Source organism: Pantoea nemavictus (genome assembly GCF_037479095.1).
Classification (GTDB): domain Bacteria; phylum Pseudomonadota; class Gammaproteobacteria; order Enterobacterales; family Enterobacteriaceae; genus Pantoea; species Pantoea nemavictus.
The window spans coordinates 411,053-427,328 of the sequence record NZ_JBBGZW010000002.1; the positions used below are offsets into that span (position 1 = coordinate 411,053).

Consider the following 16,276-nt stretch of genomic DNA (forward strand, 5'->3'; position numbering starts at 1 on the left):
CCTTGGTTATTTCAGCACGGCCAACAGCGGAGCGCCTTCGCTCACCGCCGTGTGGCTCAGGGTTAATACATCCACAAAATCATCACTGTTACTCACCAGCACTGGCGTGGTGAGATCGAATCCTGCGGCTTTGATTGCATCGTGATCGAATTCCAGCAGCACATCCCCCACCTTAACCGGCTGATCGTTCGCGACCCTGGGGTGGAAAAATTGTCCGTCCAGCTTCACGGTGTCGAGGCCAACGTGGATCAGCACTTCCGCGCCCTGTTCTGAGGTCAGGCCGATGGCATGACCGGTGCGGAATATCGACGACACCACGCCGTTTATCGGGGAAACCACGCGCCCCTGCTGCGGGATAATCGCCGCGCCTTTGCCCAACAATCCGCTGGCAAAGGTTTCATCTTTGACCTGCTCCAGCGGAATCACTGCTCCCGCCATCGGGCTCACCACGCTTTCGCGTCGCGTGAGGCTGGCAGGCGGTGCAACCGCGGCGGGCACCGGTGTTACTGCCGCTGCCGGCGTGGCGGCTACTTCGCTAAGGCCAAATAGATAGGTGGTGACGCAGGCAAACAGCAGCGCCACCGCTGCACCGGCGAATGCCGCCAGCACGCTGGCATCAATGCCACTGTTCGGCACCACCTGAATAAAGGTGAAGACGCTCGGGAAGCCAAAGGAGTAAATGGTGGTGTGCCAGAAACCGAGAATCGCCGCGCCCAGCGCTCCGCCAATGCAACCGAAGATAAACGGACGACGGCGCGGCAGCGTGACGCCATATACTGCCGGCTCGGTGATGCCAAAGATGCTGGCGGTGAAGGCCGATCCCGCCATCGCTTTCAGCTTAGCCTCTCGGGTACGCAGGAAGATGCCCAGCGTTGCGCCCGCCTGCCCCAGCACCGCAGGCATCAGCAGTGGCAGCAAGGTGTCGTGACCAAAGTTGGCGAGGTTATTCAGCATAATCGGCACCAATCCCCAGTGCAGACCAAAAATGACGCACACTTGCCAGATGGCGCCCATCACCGCACCGGCAATCATTGGGCTCAGGCTATAAATCCACAAATAGCCTTCGGCCAGCATGCGGCTTAACCAGGTGGCCGCCGGGCCAATGGCGAGAAAAGTCAGCGGCACGGTAATCAGCAGGCAGCATAACGGCGTGGTGAAGTTACGCACCGCGCTGGGCGAACGCGGATGCACCCAGCGCTCAATCAGGCTGGAAACCCAGGCGGCAAAGATAATCGGGATCACTGAAGAGCTGTAGTTCAGCACTTCCAGTGGAATGCCAATGAACGTCAGCGCGTTGCCCTGTTGCTGCTGTTGCAGCACCTCAAGAATCATCGGATGCACCAGCGCAGCGGCAATCGCCATGCTGACAAACGGATTGCCGCCAAATTTTTTCCCGGCGCTGTAGCCGAGCAGAATTGGCAGGAAATAGAACAAACCGTCGCTGGCAACAAACAGCACCTTGTAGCTGCCGCTGCTGGCATCCATCACGCCGATCACCAGCGCCAGCGCCAGCAATCCTTTAATAATGCCGGAGGCGATCATCACGCCAATAAACGGGGTGAAAATGCCGGAAACCAGATCGATAAAGCGGGCAAACAGGCCTTGTGGTGCCTCGTTATCGGTGGCGGCGCTCCGATCGTCCAGCGCATGTCGTGCGGTCAGTTCGCGATAGACCTCAGCAACCTGATTACCAATCACCACCTGATATTGGCCGCCGCTCTCCACCACCATGATCACGCCAGGATTGTTTTTCAACGCCGCCGTTTGCGCCTGTTGACTGTTTTTGAGCTTGAAGCGCAAACGCGTGGCGCAGTGCATCACGCTGATAATGTTCGCTTTGCCGCCGACGCCGGCAACGATCTCATCCGCCAGTTCCTGATATTGCATCACTCTTTCTCCTGAACAATGCCCTGCATTGATGCCCCGAATTTCGCGCAAAAAAAAACCTGAGGCGCGCCCTCTTCGAAATGAAAAAGGGCGCGCCTCAGGTTTTGCCTGCCGAACAGTAACAATCCTTAACGCGGGCTATCTTGCTTACAGCGTGGGGAAAGTGGCAAGCAATTTTCCGCAGCGGCGTAACAAAGCGTGAAGCACATCACTGTTTACTGCGACGATGCGCTCCGTTTAAGCGCGGTTAACGCGAGCACGCTCAGCAGCGCACCAATCACGATTAACAGTAGATAGCTCATCACCTGCAGCAGCCAAATCCCCAAAACGCCGCCGCCAAGAAAGGCCAGTACGGTGTAGCAATGCAGTTTCAACCGCTCGATATACAGTGGCGCATCTTTGGGGGATTCTTTGCGGCGCAGCACATCAAACAGCATCGCTAACTCAATGCCGATGTCGGTGGCGGTCCCCGAAACATGCGTGGTACGGACGCGCGCGTTGGAGATGCGCGTCACTACCGCGTTCTGCAAGCCCATCAGAAAACTCAGACTAAGCACTAACAGCACGCCAGAGCCGCTGAATCGAAACGCGCTTTCCATCACGCCCAGCGCCAGCAGCGCAATGCCTTCAATCAGGATATTGATCGCGTAGATGCCGCGGATTTGGCGTCTTCTGCCAGAGTTAATAATCAACGTTGAGACCGATGAACCGGCGATAAACAGCAAGACGATGAGGAGAAAAAACAGGCCGACGTGCAGATTGGCTTTCGCCAAATGATCGGAAAGCGAGGAGACATTGCCAGTCATGTTTGCCGAAAAGAAACCGACGGTCTCGAACGCGGCGGTGTTGAGCGCGCCGGCTACCGCAGCCAGCGTGCAGGCCAGGCGAATGTCGGTATTAAAGGTGCGGGTGTTCTCGGCGGTGATCAGCATGGCAATTCCTGGCCCGGTGAAAGATGCGTATCTTCCCCCCGCAGCCAGGAATTCTCAAGCGCGGTTAAGCGACGCCGTCTGCTGCTTCCTGATCCTGCTCGCTAAAACGATCGCGCATCTCATTTTCGATCTGCTCAAGCGATTTGCCTTTGGTTTCCGGCAACATCGTAATAACGAAGATCAGCGATGCGACGTTAATGGCGGCAAAGATAAAGAAGGCAGCGTTACCGGTAGCGGCCAGCAACGGTGGGAAAGCAAAGGCCACCGCCGCGTTGCAAATCCACTGGAACGACACCGCCGCACCGGTTAGCACGCCGCGCAATTTCATCGGGAACAGCTCGGACATCAGCAGCCAGTAAACCGGTGAAATACACATCTGCATAAAGAACAGGAACACCAGAATGGCCGCCAGCGCGAACATACTTTGCGTCATGCTTTGTGGCATCAACAGCAGCACACAACCCAGCGCCAGCTGCATGGCAATGACTACCGTCAGCCCGGTCATCAGCATGGTACGACGTCCAAAACGCCCCACCGCTTTGATACCGACTATGGTTGCAATGACTGATACCACACCGTTTCCGATGGTCGCGGCAATCGAGGCGTTGGTGCCCATGCCGGTGGTTTTCAAAATCACCGGCGTGTAATACATAAAGGCATTCACGCCGGTGAACTGGATAACAATACCCAACCCCGCACCCACCAATAGCAGCCTCATCACCCACTTCTGCTGCAACAGTTCACGAGCGGACGGTCCCTGTCGCGAAGCTTTGGCATGCTGACGCATCTCCGCCATCTCTTTTCGCACTTCGCGCGGCGTTTCACGCAGCTTGTGCAGAATACGGCTTGCTTCTTTGATGCGCCCTTCTGCCACCATCCAGTGCGGCGAAGCCGGTACAAAGAAGGTACCGATAAACAGTAACGCACCCGGAATCATCGCCAGCGCTAACATGTAACGCCACATATGCGAATCATTGAGCAAATAGCTCATTAGCGCACTGACCACATACGCCAGCAGCTGGCCGGAAACGATCATCAGCTCGTTGCGACTCACCAACGGTGCGCGACGTTTAGGCCCGGCGATTTCTGCAATAAATACCGGCACGGTTGACGATCCGCCACCCACCGCGATACCCAACAGGAAACGCATCGCCACCATCACATGCAGATTAGGCGCCAATGCGGTACCAATGGCGCCGGCGACGAAGATCAGCGCCAGGCTGCGCAGCGTAATGCGGCGACCAAAGCGGTCGGAGAAGTAACCGCTAAGAAAAGCGCCAAGTGCGGCGCCGAAGATCAGTGATGACGTCACTAAACCTTCGGTGAAGGGGGTGAGATCGAGGCCGCCCTGATCGGGCGGTAAGGTCATATACGGTAATGCGCCGGAAATAATCCCGGTGTCATAACCAAACGCCAGCGCTCCCATGGTGGCCACCAGCACCACAAAAAACAGGCGCTGTTTCACGGTAAGGTTGCTTAGTGCTGAGTCGTCTTCATTGTTTTGCTGCGATGTTTCCATTCCTGTTCCCTGCATATTGAACGCGCCGCGCGGGCGCAAAGGCGTAATCCCAAAAGGCAAAAGTATAGACAGGATTTTTAAAATGTGACGAAGGTCACTGTTAATCGGTTAGAAAACGCACTGTGAAGGGTGTGATCGACGTCATTGCTTATTGGAACAACGCGATAGCCAATAAAACTTCTTTTGATCTGTTTCAAATGATCATGCTTTTCGCCCTGGCTTTACCAAAACCACCGACTAGAATTTCAGCGTGACTAGCTAGTCCTTAAATCTAATGGAACATTGATAAGAGGTCTTCCTATGAACAAACAGAGCTACAGAGGCGGCGCAGGGAATTTTGCTAACAATCCGGAACGTGCAAAAGAAGCTGGCAGTGCGGGAGGCAAAGCCAGCGGTGGCAACTTCAGAAACGACCCTGAAAGAGCCGTTGAAGCGGGCCGGAAAGGAGGCAAAATAAGCCGTCGTCCTCCAACGAAGTCTGAGTAAGGCGCCTTAGGATGTTGTTCGCCATGGATTGGCATCCCCTATTAACCGTCAAAGGGTTTTCCGCTAACCAACCCACTGCGTTTTTCAATCGCCGCACATGTCGTAGCGGCGCAAATCATTGCGCAAGCGGGTTTAGATGTTGCCTCAACACCCGCGCTGCAGCATCAAATCATTTTTTTGATTCATCACCACTGTAACGCCTGTAGGATCGCCATTCATGGCGACCAGGTGCAAAAATACGTCTTTACATATCACGCGCCAAACAGGTAGCCTATATACATAACGCATATGTTTTATATATAGGCCACATCATGGGTATCGTAAAAATCTCCGACTTAATGCATGAGAACTTGCGCATTGCCAGCACGGCCATGAGCCGTTCCATCAACGCACAGGCAGAACACTGGATGAAGATCGGCATGCTGGCCGAGATTTATCCCACCCTCAATCATCAGGAATTGACGCGCTTACTGATGCGCGTCGAACGCGACAGCGGCGCTGATTTAGCGCAACTGCTCGACCATCCTTTATTCACATCGCAGGGAATCGCGTCATGAGCATCAAACTGCACACCGCTGAAGAGATCGAACTGGCGCGCGCCGCCGGGCACGCCGCCGCCAAAGTGCTGGAGATCATCACGCCGTACGTCAAACCTGGCGTCACCACTGATGAACTGGACGCGATTTGCCACGACTATATCGTCAACGAGCTCAACGTGGTGCCCGCCAATATCGGCTATCAGGGCTATACGCGCACCACCTGTACCTCGGTCAATCACGTGGTGTGTCACGGCATTCCAGGTGAGAAAAAGCTCAAGGATGGCGACATCGTGAATATCGACGTCGCCATCATTAAAGATGGCTGGTACGGCGATACCAGCCGCATGTATTACGTTGGCCAACCGTCGGTACGGGCGAAAAGACTGGTGGAGATCACCTACGAATCGATGGTGGCGGGCATTAACGTGGTGAAGCCGGGCGCGACGCTGGGCGATATTGGCGCAGCCATTCAGCAGGTCGCAGAAAAAGCTGGCTTCTCGGTGGTGCGGGAATATTGTGGTCACGGCGTCGGCGAGGTGTATCACGGCGATCCGCAAATCCTGCATTACGGCACGCCGGGTGCGGGATTAGCGCTGCAGGCCGGGATGATCTTCACTATCGAGCCGATGATCAACGCCGGCAAAGCGGGCACCAGCGTGTTGTCAGATGGCTGGACGGTGGTGACCAAAGACCGCTCGCTGTCAGCGCAGTGGGAACACACCATCGCCGTGACGGAAACCGGTTTTGATTTGCTGACGCCGTGGCCAGAAGGCACTGGCGACTATGCGCCGATTTAGCGCAAGCTTATAACCGCTCTCGCTAGTTTCTCTTAGAGGAAAAAATAGGGGAATACAGAATCCGCAGGGGATTCTGTATCCGCAACTTATGCCGTTCTGCGCAGCGTAAACACGCTAACGCTGTTCACCATATTGTTTGCCTGCTCGTTCAGCATCGCCGAGGCCGCCAGCGACTGTTCTACCAGCGATGCATTTTGCTGCGTGGTGATATCAATCTGGCTGATGGCGGTATTGATCTGGCTGATGCCATCCGCCTGCTCGCTGCTGGCCTGGTTTATCTGCACCAGTAATTCTTTCATGCTGGCAACGTTGGACATCATGTCGGACATCAAGGTATTGGCGTCGGTGACCATATCGCGACCATCCGCAATACGCGTCGAAGACTCTTCAATCAAGTGACGAATCTCATGCGAAGAGGTAGCGGTTTTCTGAGCCAGAGCTCGCACCTCCTGCGCCACCACGGCAAAACCACGGCCATGTTCGCCGGCGCGTGCGGCCTCGACAGCGGCATTGAGCGCCAGAATATTGGTCTGGAAAGCGATAGAATCGATCAGGTTAATAATGTCCGCCATGCGGCTAGCGGAATCATGAATCTCGGCCATTTTGGTCGCGACATTGTCCATCATGCTGGCATTCTGCCCCACGGCGCTTTCCGCTTTGGTTGAAAGATCCGCCGCTACATGGGTATTGTTGCGGGTGTTACTGATAGTGGCGCTGAACTCCTCAACCGAAGCCGCGGTTTGTTCCACCGAACTGGCCTGCTCTTCCGTACGGGCAGCGAGATCGTGGGTGCCCGACATTATTTCGCTGGCCCCACCGGATATCTGTTCTGCGCTAATACGAATATGGCTAACAATCCCCGACATTTTCTCCTGCATTTGCTGAATGGCATTAATTAGCTGCCCCATTTCATCTTTACGCTGCTCATGAAAATCAGAGCTGAGATCGCCATCAGCCACCCGACCAAGAAACGCAATGACTTTTCTTAGTGGCACAGTAATCGAACGGATAATAATCCAGCCAATAAACGCCGACAGCAAAATAGCCACAATAAAAATAATGATCATGGAGATTTTAGTGTTGCTGTAGGACGCCATAAAGCTATCGTAAGAACCATTCATCTGCTGCTCTTGCAGCGTAATAAAACCCTCCACTTCCGCAATATAACTCTTTTGCGCTGAAGTCAGCGCGGTAAAATAGAAATCTACCGCTTTACTCACATCACTATTTATCAATTCGAAGAAGGCCATTCTCTCTTTAAGAAAATCTGCCCGCTTGGCCTGAACTCGGGCAAGAAACGTTTTTGACTCCTCATCCGTCGCCAGTAGCGCCAATTGCTTGTAAGTCTCCGTGATTTTATTCGAGGCATCCTGGAGATTGGTTTGAATCGCGGCCCGACGCTGCGCATCGATAGGGCTCAGCAGCAGCGCCTGCTGCTGTATCGTCACGTTTATTTCATCAATCAGTTGGTTGCCGAGCGCGATGGTTGGGTAGTCATCTTTCATCATGCCATTAACGCCGGTTTCCGCTAACAACAGCGAATTTAAGCCAAGCGTCGCCACTAATAGCAGCATGGAGATATTGAGCACAGAAGATATTGTTAATTTAGTCCGCAACTTTACATTACGCGAAAATCTTTGAACTACGTCCATTTAGAAACCTCAATGATTTTGATTGAAAAGTAGTGAAGAGAACAATGTAATTTTATCAATAGACGATGTTCCGCAACTTAAATTGCGGCATCTCTGCTGTTATCGTCAGCCAGTTGTTTAACATTAGAGGCAGGAAAGTAATTAATTTGAAATCGATTTCATTGATCAGTATTACTTCTTTATCAAAAATTAATACTCGAACCAACACCGATTTCTTTGCTTAATTTATAGAAAAGCACGCAATTGATCGCCATTTCTTTTAAATAATGATCTTTTTAATCGCATATACGTTAATTTGACTCAACATTAATAGATTGCATTTCTAAATATATTGATTAGGCATTTTCTGCCAGCAAACGAACGCGGTCAGCAACGTCAAACGGCTGACCGATTTTTCAGCGATTAAACCAGGCCGGGCATATCCACTTCCGTGCGCCGTAAAATCGCCTCATTTGCCACCTCCGGCAGCTGTAAAAGCAACCAGTCGGCCATCTGTGTTTCATGTTGCAAAATACGCTGGAAGGTTTTCACGCCCTCAGCGTCTTCCGCCTGCTGCGCGGCGGCCAGCAGTGCGGTGTAAGTCGCCACTTTATAGTTGCAGAACACATAGCTGCTCACCGCGATGCGCACGCCCTCTTCATCGCGCAGCATATCGCTGGCCGCTTGTCCCACTGCCGACATACGGCCAAGCGCCTCTTTCAATGCCGACCAGCTGCTGTCGTATCGCTTCAGTGCCTCTTTCACCTGCTTCTGCTGTTCACAGGTTTGTTGCATGTACTGTTTGATACGCGCCTGCAGTAGCGGGAATGCGTCCAGACGCAGCGCTGCGGCCTGCAGCAAAGACTCGGCATGTTTTTCCATGGCATGCGCATCGCGCAACCAATCCAGGTAAACAATTTCTTTGGTCATCAATTCGCTCCGAAAGTGGAAAGCAGGGTTACAGAACGGTTTGCTGGTGGAACACCGTCGATAGCGACCCGTGGGGATTACATCGGCTCATTACGTTAATAAACTGGAAATAAGCGAAGCGTTAATTAAAACCAAACGAGCAGATTAATTAAACGTAGCAAGCAAGTGCCGCTACGCAAGTAATGAATCGAAGAAATGCGAGAGCGGTTAAATGTAACAACCCCACCGCTTCGCTTATTATTCTTGCAATGAAAGCTTCCCTCTTTACGTTAAAAAAATAATAATCAGCATTCATGGAATTTGCATGACGACAGGAATGAAAAACTGACCGATAGTCAGACAATCAAGATTCTTAAATTAAGCCTTAAGATTAATCCTGGCTTGAATCTGGTAAAAATGGCACTACATTTATTTTGCATCATGTTGGTATTGAACAGAGAGGAGAACCAATGACGGACGCTAAGAAGCTACCCGATGAGGAAGAAAAAAAGCCGCAACGTCGTGGTGGCGCGGGCAACTTCGCAGAGAATAAGGAACGCGCAGCCGAGGCTGGGCGCAAGGGCGGTCAGGCTAGTGGCGGCAATTTCAAAAACGATCCAGACCGCGCCATTGAAGCGGGAAGGAAAGGAGGAAAAATTAGCCGACGCAAATAACATTAGCCTAACAACAATACATTTTTAACCGCGTTTTACTTCTGCACAACACTCTCCTGACTCTGTATTTACGCTTCGCTTAAATACAGCTTTCTTCATGTCAGGAGAGTTATTTCACGCAAGAAACCATTAGGTTGATTAATTATTGATCAATCTAATCTTATTTGCCGCTTCGCTTATTCATGATCAAATAACATTTGCAGCCTAATAATCAGGTATGGGCTGACAGCTATATTATTTAGTGCGAATTATGAACTTTCTGTTCACGCCCAGCATATTCTTAATTACCTTTTGGATTAATCACTCAGGTTAGCAAAAAGATAAAAAAGGGAGCCGAAGCTCCCCATTAACTTAATGCGCCGCTATTTGTGGTGGCAGTTTTTACGGCGCACGCGCTTTTGCAACTTCAGCCGCAATGGGAAACCAGCGGATACTACCTGGTTAAGACCCATAGCATTAGCTTTAAGATCATCATCGGTTAGGTTTTGCGCCCAGCTGAAACGTGTGACTGCGGGAAATGTGGAGCAATAATAAACATTACTGTTCATATTCCAGGCGCATTGTCCTGGTACCGCTTCTCTAGATCGGAAATTTCACATTTAGTCTCATCAATTATTATTTTGTCGATTCTGATTCTACTCTTAGCGCTCATTTACCTGTAGAAAACGGATATTTTTTATGAAAACTCACCTCTTCACGCTTAGCGCACTGCTGTTAACCACCAGCCTTTCAGCCGTTACTGCTCAGGCTGCGACCACAAAAAATCCGCTTAGCGTGCACGTATTAAATTTGCAAACCGGCTCACCCACTTCCGGTATTGAAGTGGAACTCGATCAAAAGCAAAATAATAACTGGGTGAAATTAGCAACCGGCAAAACGGACAGCAACGGCCGTATAAGTGCGCTGTTCCCTGAAGATAAAACGGCTAGCGCTGGCAGTTATCGCGTGGTGTTTAAAACCGGTGACTATTACAAAATGAGCAATCAGAAAACATTTTTCCCGGAAATTCCGGTTGAGTTCAATATGGAAAGCAACGGCGAACACTACCATATTCCTCTGCTGCTGAGTCCGTTTGGCTATTCAACCTATCGCGGTAACTAAATTCATCGCTAAATAATGCGCAATCTGTTGCGCATTATTTTATCTCTCTATCCGCCTCATCTCGTCCGCAGTACCTTTCAACGCTAAAGTTTTTCTCACCTATGCCGATGCTGCCACTTATCAAGGACCAACCACTCTATGGATTAAAAAATGCCACGCCAACTCATGCTCCCTCTGCTTACCCTGATTTCACTGCTGTCCGGTTGTGCCAACGATAAGCCCCTGCCACCCACCTCAAAAGTGGTGCAGACGCAGAAGATTATCTCCGCTAACCAATCACAGATAGATCTCGAGGGCGTGCAGATGCTCGAAACGGATTTTAGTCGCCCATCGGACACCCAGTTGCGCTACGTCACGCAAGGCGATACGTCTAAAGTCGCGGCGCTTAAAACCCTGCAGTTTGTGTCGATGATGTTTGCTGGTGGCGGCAACGTGCCGGGTTTTACCAAAGACGAACTTAAAGGCACTGAAGTTGCCGGCTTTATGAACCCTTCTCTGCCCTATTTAATGCCGCGCATCACAGAGATACTCAAAACCGAGCTGGATAAACATCCCAGTAAGAAATATGACAATGCGGTAACCATAACGCCAATCACCTGGAAACTGGTTTATAAAAATCTGGCGGGTGGCGATGATAATTATCAGCTGCTGTTTAGCACTATTATTCATCGTTCGGGCAAGGGCGTCGCGAATTCCTCTCTCTCGCAGGACGTTAATTGTGGGGATGATGTGAATGTACAGGAGTATACCCTGCAGCAATGGCAGGCCAATAGCTACGCCAAAGTCACCGAAGAAACGCAGAAAATGCTGGAGAGCTGCGTAGTGAAATTCTCCGGTGCCGCGCGACTATTCCTGTTTGATGCCACCACGCTAACCCAATAACGCACGTTGGCTGAATGCCTTGCGCCAGCGGGTCGGCGTGGTATTCAGCCGTTGTCTGAAGTGATGCCTTAAGGTCTCCGGTGAGCCAAAACCGGCCAACTCGGCGACCTGATCGATGCTCAGCTTGCCGTTTTCCAGCAAGCCGCAGGCTTTCTCCAGCCGCACGCTCAGCATCCATTCGCCGGGCGTAGTGCCGGTCGCGTCATGAAAACGGCGCATAAAGGTGCGACGGCTCATGCCGGCTTGCCTGGCAAGCTGGTCAATCACCAGCGGCGTATTGAGATGATTGCGCAGATCGTCGAGCAGCGGAGCGAGACTTTTGGCTCGTCGTTGCGGCACCGGCTGCTGAATCAGCTGCGCCTGATTACCTTCGCGCAGCGGCGGCGTTACCATGCGGCGCGCGGTACGGTTGGCAACGTCAATACCATAGTCCCGACGAATCAAATGTAGACACAAGTCAACGCCCGCCGCGCCACCCGCCGAGGTGATTACGCTGCCTTCATCAACATAAATCATGCCATGCTCAACCTGCGCGTCTGGAAAGCGTTGCGCCAGAATGTCGGTGCTGTTCCAGTGTGCGGTCGCGCGTTTTCCGTTGAGCAATCCCGCCGCACCGAGCACAAAACTTCCCGCGCAGATCGAGACAATTCGCGTGCCGTTGCGGTGCGCTTTTTGCAGCGCCGCAAGAAGTGCTTCCGAGGCCGGTTCATGTACGCTGCGCCAGCCGGGAATCACGATGGTGCCGGCATCCTCCAGCAGTTCCAGCCCGCCATCAACCACTAAGCGCACGCCACCCTGCGCGGCAAAAATCCCCTCTTCAACCGATGCCACAGACAATTCATACAGCGGTGCGCCGAACACTTCATCTACGCGGCCAAATGCTTCGACAGCAATGCCGAACTCAAACGTACACAGGCATTCATAGGCCAGCAGCACCAGGCGACGATTTTTCGGTGCAGCATGTCTGACATCAAGCGGAGCGGTGATATGCATAACGGGATTACCTGTAATTTGGCACGATCTTGACGATATATGGCATGCGCACAGATTTCCACTGCCGCCGCAATCTTTCATGCTGGCACTCTCTTAACGTTTCGCAGGGATTGACTATGAAGAACATGTTGGCGCTGATGGCGGTTTGTTTGGCCGCGTTAATGTCAGGGCTGGAGATCTCCAGCGTACCGGTGATTTTGCCCGTGCTGGAAAAGCAGATGCACGCCAGTTTCCGCGAGCTGCAGTGGATCATGAACGCCTACACGCTGGCCTGCACCGCGGTGTTAATGGCCACCGGCACGCTGGCGGATACTTATGGACGTAAGCGCATCTTCATTATTAGCATTATCGCCTTCGGGCTGACTTCGGTGATGTGCGGGCTAGCGCAAAGCCCGCTGTGGCTGATTGTCGCGCGCTTACTGCAAGGGTTAAGCGGTGGCGCGATGTTAACCTGCCTGATTGCCATTCTGTCGTTCCAGTTTCCACAGGGAAAAGCGCGCAGCCGTGCTTTCGCCGCGTGGGGAATCACCTTTGGTTTTGGCCTGGGCTTCGGGCCGATCATCGGCGGTATGCTGGTGGCGTGGTTTAGCTGGCAGTGGGTATTTCTGGTACACGGTTTTATCGCGTTGCTCACGCTGATGCTGGCAATGAAAAACGTGGTGGAATCGCGTGATAGCGAAGCGAAAAAACTCGATCTTAGCGGGCTGATCACCTTATCGCTCACCGTGGTTGGTGCAACCTTTCTCATTACTCAGGGCGGCAGCCTCGGTTGGCGCAGCCTGAGCGCACAGCTTATTTTGCTGATCACCCTGCTCAGCGCGCTGTTATTTGTCTGGATTGAACGTCGTCATCCTCATCCGATGTTTGATTTCTCGGTGTTCCGCATTCGCGCCTTTTCCGGTGCGCTGATGGGCTCGATAGGTATGAACTTCAGCTTCTGGCCGCTGATGATCTATCTGCCGGTCTATTATCAGAGCGGCTTAGGCTACAGCAGCATGGCCACTGGGCTGGCGCTGCTGGCCTACACGTTGCCAACCTTATTGATGCCGCCGCTGGGAGAGAAGCTAGTGGTTCGCATTGGTGCGGCACGCATGATCCCGCTGGGTTTATTTACTCTTGGTGCGGGTTTTATGCTGATGAAATTCTCGGTATCACAGCAAATGAGTTTACTGCCGGGTGCGCTACTTTCGGGCATTGCGCTCGGGCTGACCAATACACCGGTGACCAACACCACCACCGGTTCAGTGCCGGGAAATCGTGTGGGCATGGCGTCGGGAATCGATATCAGCGCGCGACTGATCACCTTGTCAATTAACATCGCGCTGATGGGCAGCCTGCTGGTGGCAGGCGTAGCGGCAAGTCTGCAACGCATCATGCCCGCCATCAATGATGCCCAGGATATGGCCGAGCGCATTGCGGGTGGTAGCGAGGTTGCGCTGACCGGCAATGTTGCTGCGCGGGTGCTGGCAGACGGATTTTCCGGCGTGCTGTTATACGGCGCCGCAGGCGTGTGGGGATTGGCGCTGGCGAGTTATCTATTGTTCAACATCAAGTCTAAGCGGGCGATCGCGCGCACGGATGAGATGAATAAGAAACAGTGCGCGCCCTAGCTAAGGATTGATCCACTGAGCGCTGGCAAGGCTTCCCGAGGCGCTATAACGCAACAAGGCTCTTTGATTGTTTTCCCTGGCAAGCCTGCACCAATCCAGCAGGCTAGCCTGAAACAGCAATACACCGAAATTGCCCTTGCCGCCGCCAGCAGCGTTGTGTTCGTTATCAACATCGCTGCCCGGCGTGGGGCCGGCATAGGTTTGCTGCGTCCAGGGAGATAAACGCTGCCATGCCGCCTCAGCCCGTTCACTCTCCGCGCCATGCAGCGTAATCGTCCCCTGCAAGCGCAGCTGGGTTTTGTCGCAATACCCTAAAACCGTTACCTGCGGATTAAATGCCAGCGCCTGCCATTTGGGGCTGCGCATATCGGTGTGAAACTCCAGCGTACGCCTGAGGCGATCAACCCGGCGCAGCACCAGCGTTCTGGCCTGCGGCTGGCCCAGCGCATCGACAGAGGCGAGGGTTAAAAAGTGAAAACCCGCATCGGGCGCATCCGCCCCGCTTGCCAGTTTATTCCAGCAATCCCGATCAAGCTCTTCTGGAGGCAGTGACATCAGCGTTTCCTTTTGGGTTGAGTCGAAGTGTGAGTTAGCAGTAGCGATCCACCAGCGCCAGAATCAGCGCCTCAAGTTCAGCCAATCCTTGCTGCTGGCTGATGTCGCCGCATACCACCGCATTGGAAATCGCATCGGCGGCACCAAGAATCCCCCACATACTGGCTTGCGGCAGCGTTGCCTCGGCAAACCAGCTGCGAAATTTTTCAATAAAATTGAGCTGGTATTTGCGTTTCACCTCAGCCAGCTCTGGCGTGCTATCAAGCGCCGACAGCACGTCCGGAATCTCGCGCCCCTGCGTTAATACGCAATCAACGTAGCTTGATGCCACCACCTTAACCCTTTCGCCAAGGCTGCTGCCTGCCGCTACCATCGCCGCCTCAATAATCACGGTTTGCCGCTGATCAAAATCCTCGTACAGCGCAGCGAGCAAACCGTGGCGGGTACCAAAATGATCGTACACCACCGGTTTGCTCACGCCCGCCTCTTCCGCTACTCGCCCTAAGGTCAGCGCATCGCTGCCCTGCTCGCGCACCACATTCCACGCGACGCCGATCAACTGCTGGCGACGTGCTTGATGCGTCATGCGCTGGCGGATGGGGTGATTCATGCCAGTTCCTTCAGCGGAAAAAGTCGCTGTCCAAGTTGCTGTGCCAGCCTGTAGTGAGACTCGGGATAATTGTCATCCGTGGGCAGCAGCAATTCGCTGGTCACCACCGGTGCGCCGCAATAACCGAAAATCCCCTCATCGATCTGTGTGCGCATGCTGCTGAAATAGCCGCGACGTACATACGTCCGCTGGCTCGCTGCACCCAGCGCCAACAGATGCACCTGCAATTTTCCCAGCTTTTTCACCACGTTTAGGCCGTCATCTTCGTAGGCCCAGCCTTGGGTGAAGACGCGATCGATCCAACCTTTTAGCTGTGCCGGGAACGACCACCAGTAAATAGGATAAACAATGATTAACGCGTCGGCGCGATCCACTCGCTGCTGCTCCGCCACGACATCGGCGGGTGACGGCGCACCGCTTTTGAACTGGTCAAAATCGGCCTGGTTAAAACGCGGATCAAACTGTTCTGCTGCCAGGTCAGCGATCTCATAACTGTGTCCCGCTGCGGCAATCCCTTGCGCGACCTGCGAAACAATGTGGTGCGTGTGGGAAGCCGCGTCCGGATGTGCAGTAACGATCAGAGCGTGCATGGTGAAACCCTCGATTAAGCATAAGCTACTAGTAGTAACTTACCATCGGTAGGTTGTCAAACTCTCCATACTTTGTGCAAGCAAACCGATTCCGCTCGACCGATATAAGGTCCGTAGTTTTCTATTTCCTGATAGTCATAGCGTCGATAGAACGCAACTGCCCGTTGATTGACGACGCGTGTCGAAAGGCGGATTTCACTGTATCCCATACTTTTGGCGCGGCTTTCCAGATAGGCCAGCAACGCCGCGCCCACACCGGATACGCTACGGTCGGAGTACATGCGTTTAACTTCGGCCACGTAAGTGGATAGCGGCCTCAGCGCTGCGCAACCGACGGCGTTGCCCGCGTCATCTCTGGCCAGCAGCCACAGCGATCGCTCACGGGTTATCTCCTCAGCGTTGAAGTGACTTTTCCCGTTATCACCGGTAATCACCGCAAGTTCTGCAGACAATTTCTCCACCAACGCTTGGGATTCAGACGAAAACGGATCGGCTTGTGTGATGGTGATCTTCATGACGACAATATGATTTCCTGATTCAATGATGAAAACATACCCAAGG

17 protein-coding genes are annotated in these 16,276 nt (G+C 53.0%); 7 read left to right on the forward strand and 10 right to left on the reverse strand.

Annotated elements, in window-relative coordinates; translation table 11 throughout:
* Window positions 1–6 precede the first annotated feature (6 nt).
* The 3 genes from bglF to WH298_RS21505 all read right to left on the reverse strand — a co-directional run bounded on the left by bglF (window position 7) and on the right by WH298_RS21505 (window position 4,338).
* The gene (gene bglF / locus WH298_RS21495) at window positions 7–1,887 is read right to left on the reverse strand and encodes a PTS beta-glucoside transporter subunit IIABC (protein WP_180824300.1); all 1,881 of its coding nucleotides are present in this window, start codon (window positions 1,885–1,887) and stop codon (window positions 7–9) included.
* A 215-nt stretch (window positions 1,888–2,102) separates the two neighbouring features.
* Window positions 2,103–2,819: a YoaK family protein gene (locus tag WH298_RS21500; protein ID WP_180823982.1), complete on the reverse strand. Its 717-nt coding sequence runs from the start codon at window positions 2,817–2,819 to the stop codon at window positions 2,103–2,105.
* A gap of 64 nt (window positions 2,820–2,883) precedes the next feature.
* Complete coding sequence (locus tag WH298_RS21505; protein WP_007886011.1) at window positions 2,884–4,338, reverse strand: sugar porter family MFS transporter; 1,455 nt, start codon at window positions 4,336–4,338, stop codon at window positions 2,884–2,886.
* A gap of 300 nt (window positions 4,339–4,638) precedes the next feature.
* Here WH298_RS21505 and WH298_RS21510 point away from each other — a divergent pair, with 300 nt between their 5' ends.
* From WH298_RS21510 to map, 3 genes are all read left to right on the forward strand, one after another.
* Window positions 4,639–4,824 carry a con-10 family general stress protein gene (locus tag WH298_RS21510; protein ID WP_007886009.1) on the forward strand — a complete coding sequence of 62 codons (186 nt, stop codon included), beginning with the start codon at window positions 4,639–4,641 and terminating at the stop codon, window positions 4,822–4,824.
* Window positions 4,825–5,135: 311 nt separating this feature from the next.
* Window positions 5,136–5,381 carry a ParD-like family protein gene (locus WH298_RS21515; RefSeq protein ID WP_007886008.1) on the forward strand — a complete coding sequence of 82 codons (246 nt, stop codon included), beginning with the start codon at window positions 5,136–5,138 and terminating at the stop codon, window positions 5,379–5,381.
* The gene (gene map, locus WH298_RS21520) at window positions 5,378–6,160 is read left to right on the forward strand and encodes a type I methionyl aminopeptidase (RefSeq protein WP_180823983.1); all 783 of its coding nucleotides are present in this window, start codon (window positions 5,378–5,380) and stop codon (window positions 6,158–6,160) included. Before WH298_RS21515 ends, map begins: the two co-directional genes overlap by 4 nt.
* Before the next feature lie 86 nt (window positions 6,161–6,246).
* Here map and WH298_RS21525 read toward each other — a convergent pair whose 3' ends face one another.
* On the reverse strand, window positions 6,247–7,812 hold the full coding sequence (locus WH298_RS21525) for a methyl-accepting chemotaxis protein (protein WP_180823984.1): 1,566 nt from the start codon (window positions 7,810–7,812) through the stop codon (window positions 6,247–6,249).
* A 402-nt stretch (window positions 7,813–8,214) separates the two neighbouring features.
* Window positions 8,215–8,721 (reverse strand): DUF892 family protein, encoded by a 507-nt coding sequence (locus WH298_RS21530; RefSeq protein ID WP_007886004.1) that lies wholly within the window; start codon window positions 8,719–8,721, stop codon window positions 8,215–8,217.
* 449 nt (window positions 8,722–9,170) lie between these two features.
* Between WH298_RS21530 and WH298_RS21535 the strand changes: the two genes are divergently transcribed.
* The 3 genes from WH298_RS21535 (at window position 9,171) to WH298_RS21545 (ending at window position 11,357) form a co-directional block, all read left to right on the forward strand.
* Window positions 9,171–9,374: a con-10 family general stress protein gene (locus tag WH298_RS21535; protein WP_007886002.1), complete on the forward strand. Its 204-nt coding sequence runs from the start codon at window positions 9,171–9,173 to the stop codon at window positions 9,372–9,374.
* A gap of 678 nt (window positions 9,375–10,052) precedes the next feature.
* Complete coding sequence (uraH, locus tag WH298_RS21540) at window positions 10,053–10,475, forward strand: hydroxyisourate hydrolase (RefSeq protein ID WP_007885995.1); 423 nt, start codon at window positions 10,053–10,055, stop codon at window positions 10,473–10,475.
* 150 nt (window positions 10,476–10,625) lie between these two features.
* Complete coding sequence (locus WH298_RS21545; protein WP_180823985.1) at window positions 10,626–11,357, forward strand: hypothetical protein; 732 nt, start codon at window positions 10,626–10,628, stop codon at window positions 11,355–11,357.
* Here WH298_RS21545 and WH298_RS21550 read toward each other — a convergent pair.
* Window positions 11,346–12,350, reverse strand: a complete 1,005-nt coding sequence (locus WH298_RS21550; RefSeq protein ID WP_180823986.1) for a helix-turn-helix domain-containing protein — start codon at window positions 12,348–12,350, stop codon at window positions 11,346–11,348. The two genes, WH298_RS21545 and WH298_RS21550, sit on opposite strands and share 12 nt — an antisense overlap.
* Window positions 12,351–12,466: 116 nt before the next feature.
* Here WH298_RS21550 and WH298_RS21555 point away from each other — a divergent pair, with 116 nt between their 5' ends.
* Complete coding sequence (locus WH298_RS21555; protein WP_180823987.1) at window positions 12,467–13,960, forward strand: MFS transporter; 1,494 nt, start codon at window positions 12,467–12,469, stop codon at window positions 13,958–13,960.
* On the opposite strand, the gene WH298_RS21560 is transcribed toward WH298_RS21555, so the two are convergent.
* From WH298_RS21560 to WH298_RS21575, 4 genes are read right to left on the reverse strand one after another with little or no spacing between them, the layout of a single operon-like run.
* Window positions 13,961–14,515, reverse strand: a complete 555-nt coding sequence (locus WH298_RS21560) for a pyridoxamine 5'-phosphate oxidase family protein (RefSeq protein WP_180823988.1) — start codon at window positions 14,513–14,515, stop codon at window positions 13,961–13,963.
* Between the two features lie 34 nt (window positions 14,516–14,549).
* A complete protein-coding gene (locus WH298_RS21565) occupies window positions 14,550–15,125 on the reverse strand; it encodes a TetR/AcrR family transcriptional regulator (RefSeq protein WP_180823989.1) in 576 nt (191 codons plus the stop codon).
* Window positions 15,122–15,715 (reverse strand): NAD(P)H-dependent oxidoreductase, encoded by a 594-nt coding sequence (locus tag WH298_RS21570; protein WP_180823990.1) that lies wholly within the window; start codon window positions 15,713–15,715, stop codon window positions 15,122–15,124. Before WH298_RS21570 ends, WH298_RS21565 begins: the two co-directional genes overlap by 4 nt.
* A 56-nt stretch (window positions 15,716–15,771) precedes the next feature.
* A complete protein-coding gene (locus WH298_RS21575) occupies window positions 15,772–16,230 on the reverse strand; it encodes a GNAT family N-acetyltransferase (RefSeq protein WP_180823991.1) in 459 nt (152 codons plus the stop codon).
* Window positions 16,231–16,276: the final 46 nt, after the last annotated feature.

Coding starts and splice junctions, on each gene's coding strand:
- WH298_RS21560 (WP_180823988.1), bottom strand. CDS start 14,515: ATGTCACTGCCTCCAGAAGAGCTTGATCGGGATTGCTGGAATAAACTG.
- WH298_RS21510 (WP_007886009.1), top strand. CDS start 4,639: ATGAACAAACAGAGCTACAGAGGCGGCGCAGGGAATTTTGCTAACAAT.
- WH298_RS21565 (WP_180823989.1), bottom strand. CDS start 15,125: ATGAATCACCCCATCCGCCAGCGCATGACGCATCAAGCACGTCGCCAG.
- uraH (WP_007885995.1), top strand. CDS start 10,053: ATGAAAACTCACCTCTTCACGCTTAGCGCACTGCTGTTAACCACCAGC.
- bglF (WP_180824300.1), bottom strand. CDS start 1,887: ATGCAATATCAGGAACTGGCGGATGAGATCGTTGCCGGCGTCGGCGGC.
- WH298_RS21570 (WP_180823990.1), bottom strand. CDS start 15,715: ATGCACGCTCTGATCGTTACTGCACATCCGGACGCGGCTTCCCACACG.
- WH298_RS21545 (WP_180823985.1), top strand. CDS start 10,626: ATGCCACGCCAACTCATGCTCCCTCTGCTTACCCTGATTTCACTGCTG.
- WH298_RS21535 (WP_007886002.1), top strand. CDS start 9,171: ATGACGGACGCTAAGAAGCTACCCGATGAGGAAGAAAAAAAGCCGCAA.
- WH298_RS21575 (WP_180823991.1), bottom strand. CDS start 16,230: ATGAAGATCACCATCACACAAGCCGATCCGTTTTCGTCTGAATCCCAA.
- WH298_RS21515 (WP_007886008.1), top strand. CDS start 5,136: ATGGGTATCGTAAAAATCTCCGACTTAATGCATGAGAACTTGCGCATT.
- WH298_RS21525 (WP_180823984.1), bottom strand. CDS start 7,812: ATGGACGTAGTTCAAAGATTTTCGCGTAATGTAAAGTTGCGGACTAAA.
- WH298_RS21505 (WP_007886011.1), bottom strand. CDS start 4,338: ATGGAAACATCGCAGCAAAACAATGAAGACGACTCAGCACTAAGCAAC.
- WH298_RS21500 (WP_180823982.1), bottom strand. CDS start 2,819: ATGCTGATCACCGCCGAGAACACCCGCACCTTTAATACCGACATTCGC.
- WH298_RS21550 (WP_180823986.1), bottom strand. CDS start 12,350: ATGCATATCACCGCTCCGCTTGATGTCAGACATGCTGCACCGAAAAAT.
- WH298_RS21530 (WP_007886004.1), bottom strand. CDS start 8,721: ATGACCAAAGAAATTGTTTACCTGGATTGGTTGCGCGATGCGCATGCC.
- map (WP_180823983.1), top strand. CDS start 5,378: ATGAGCATCAAACTGCACACCGCTGAAGAGATCGAACTGGCGCGCGCC.
- WH298_RS21555 (WP_180823987.1), top strand. CDS start 12,467: ATGAAGAACATGTTGGCGCTGATGGCGGTTTGTTTGGCCGCGTTAATG.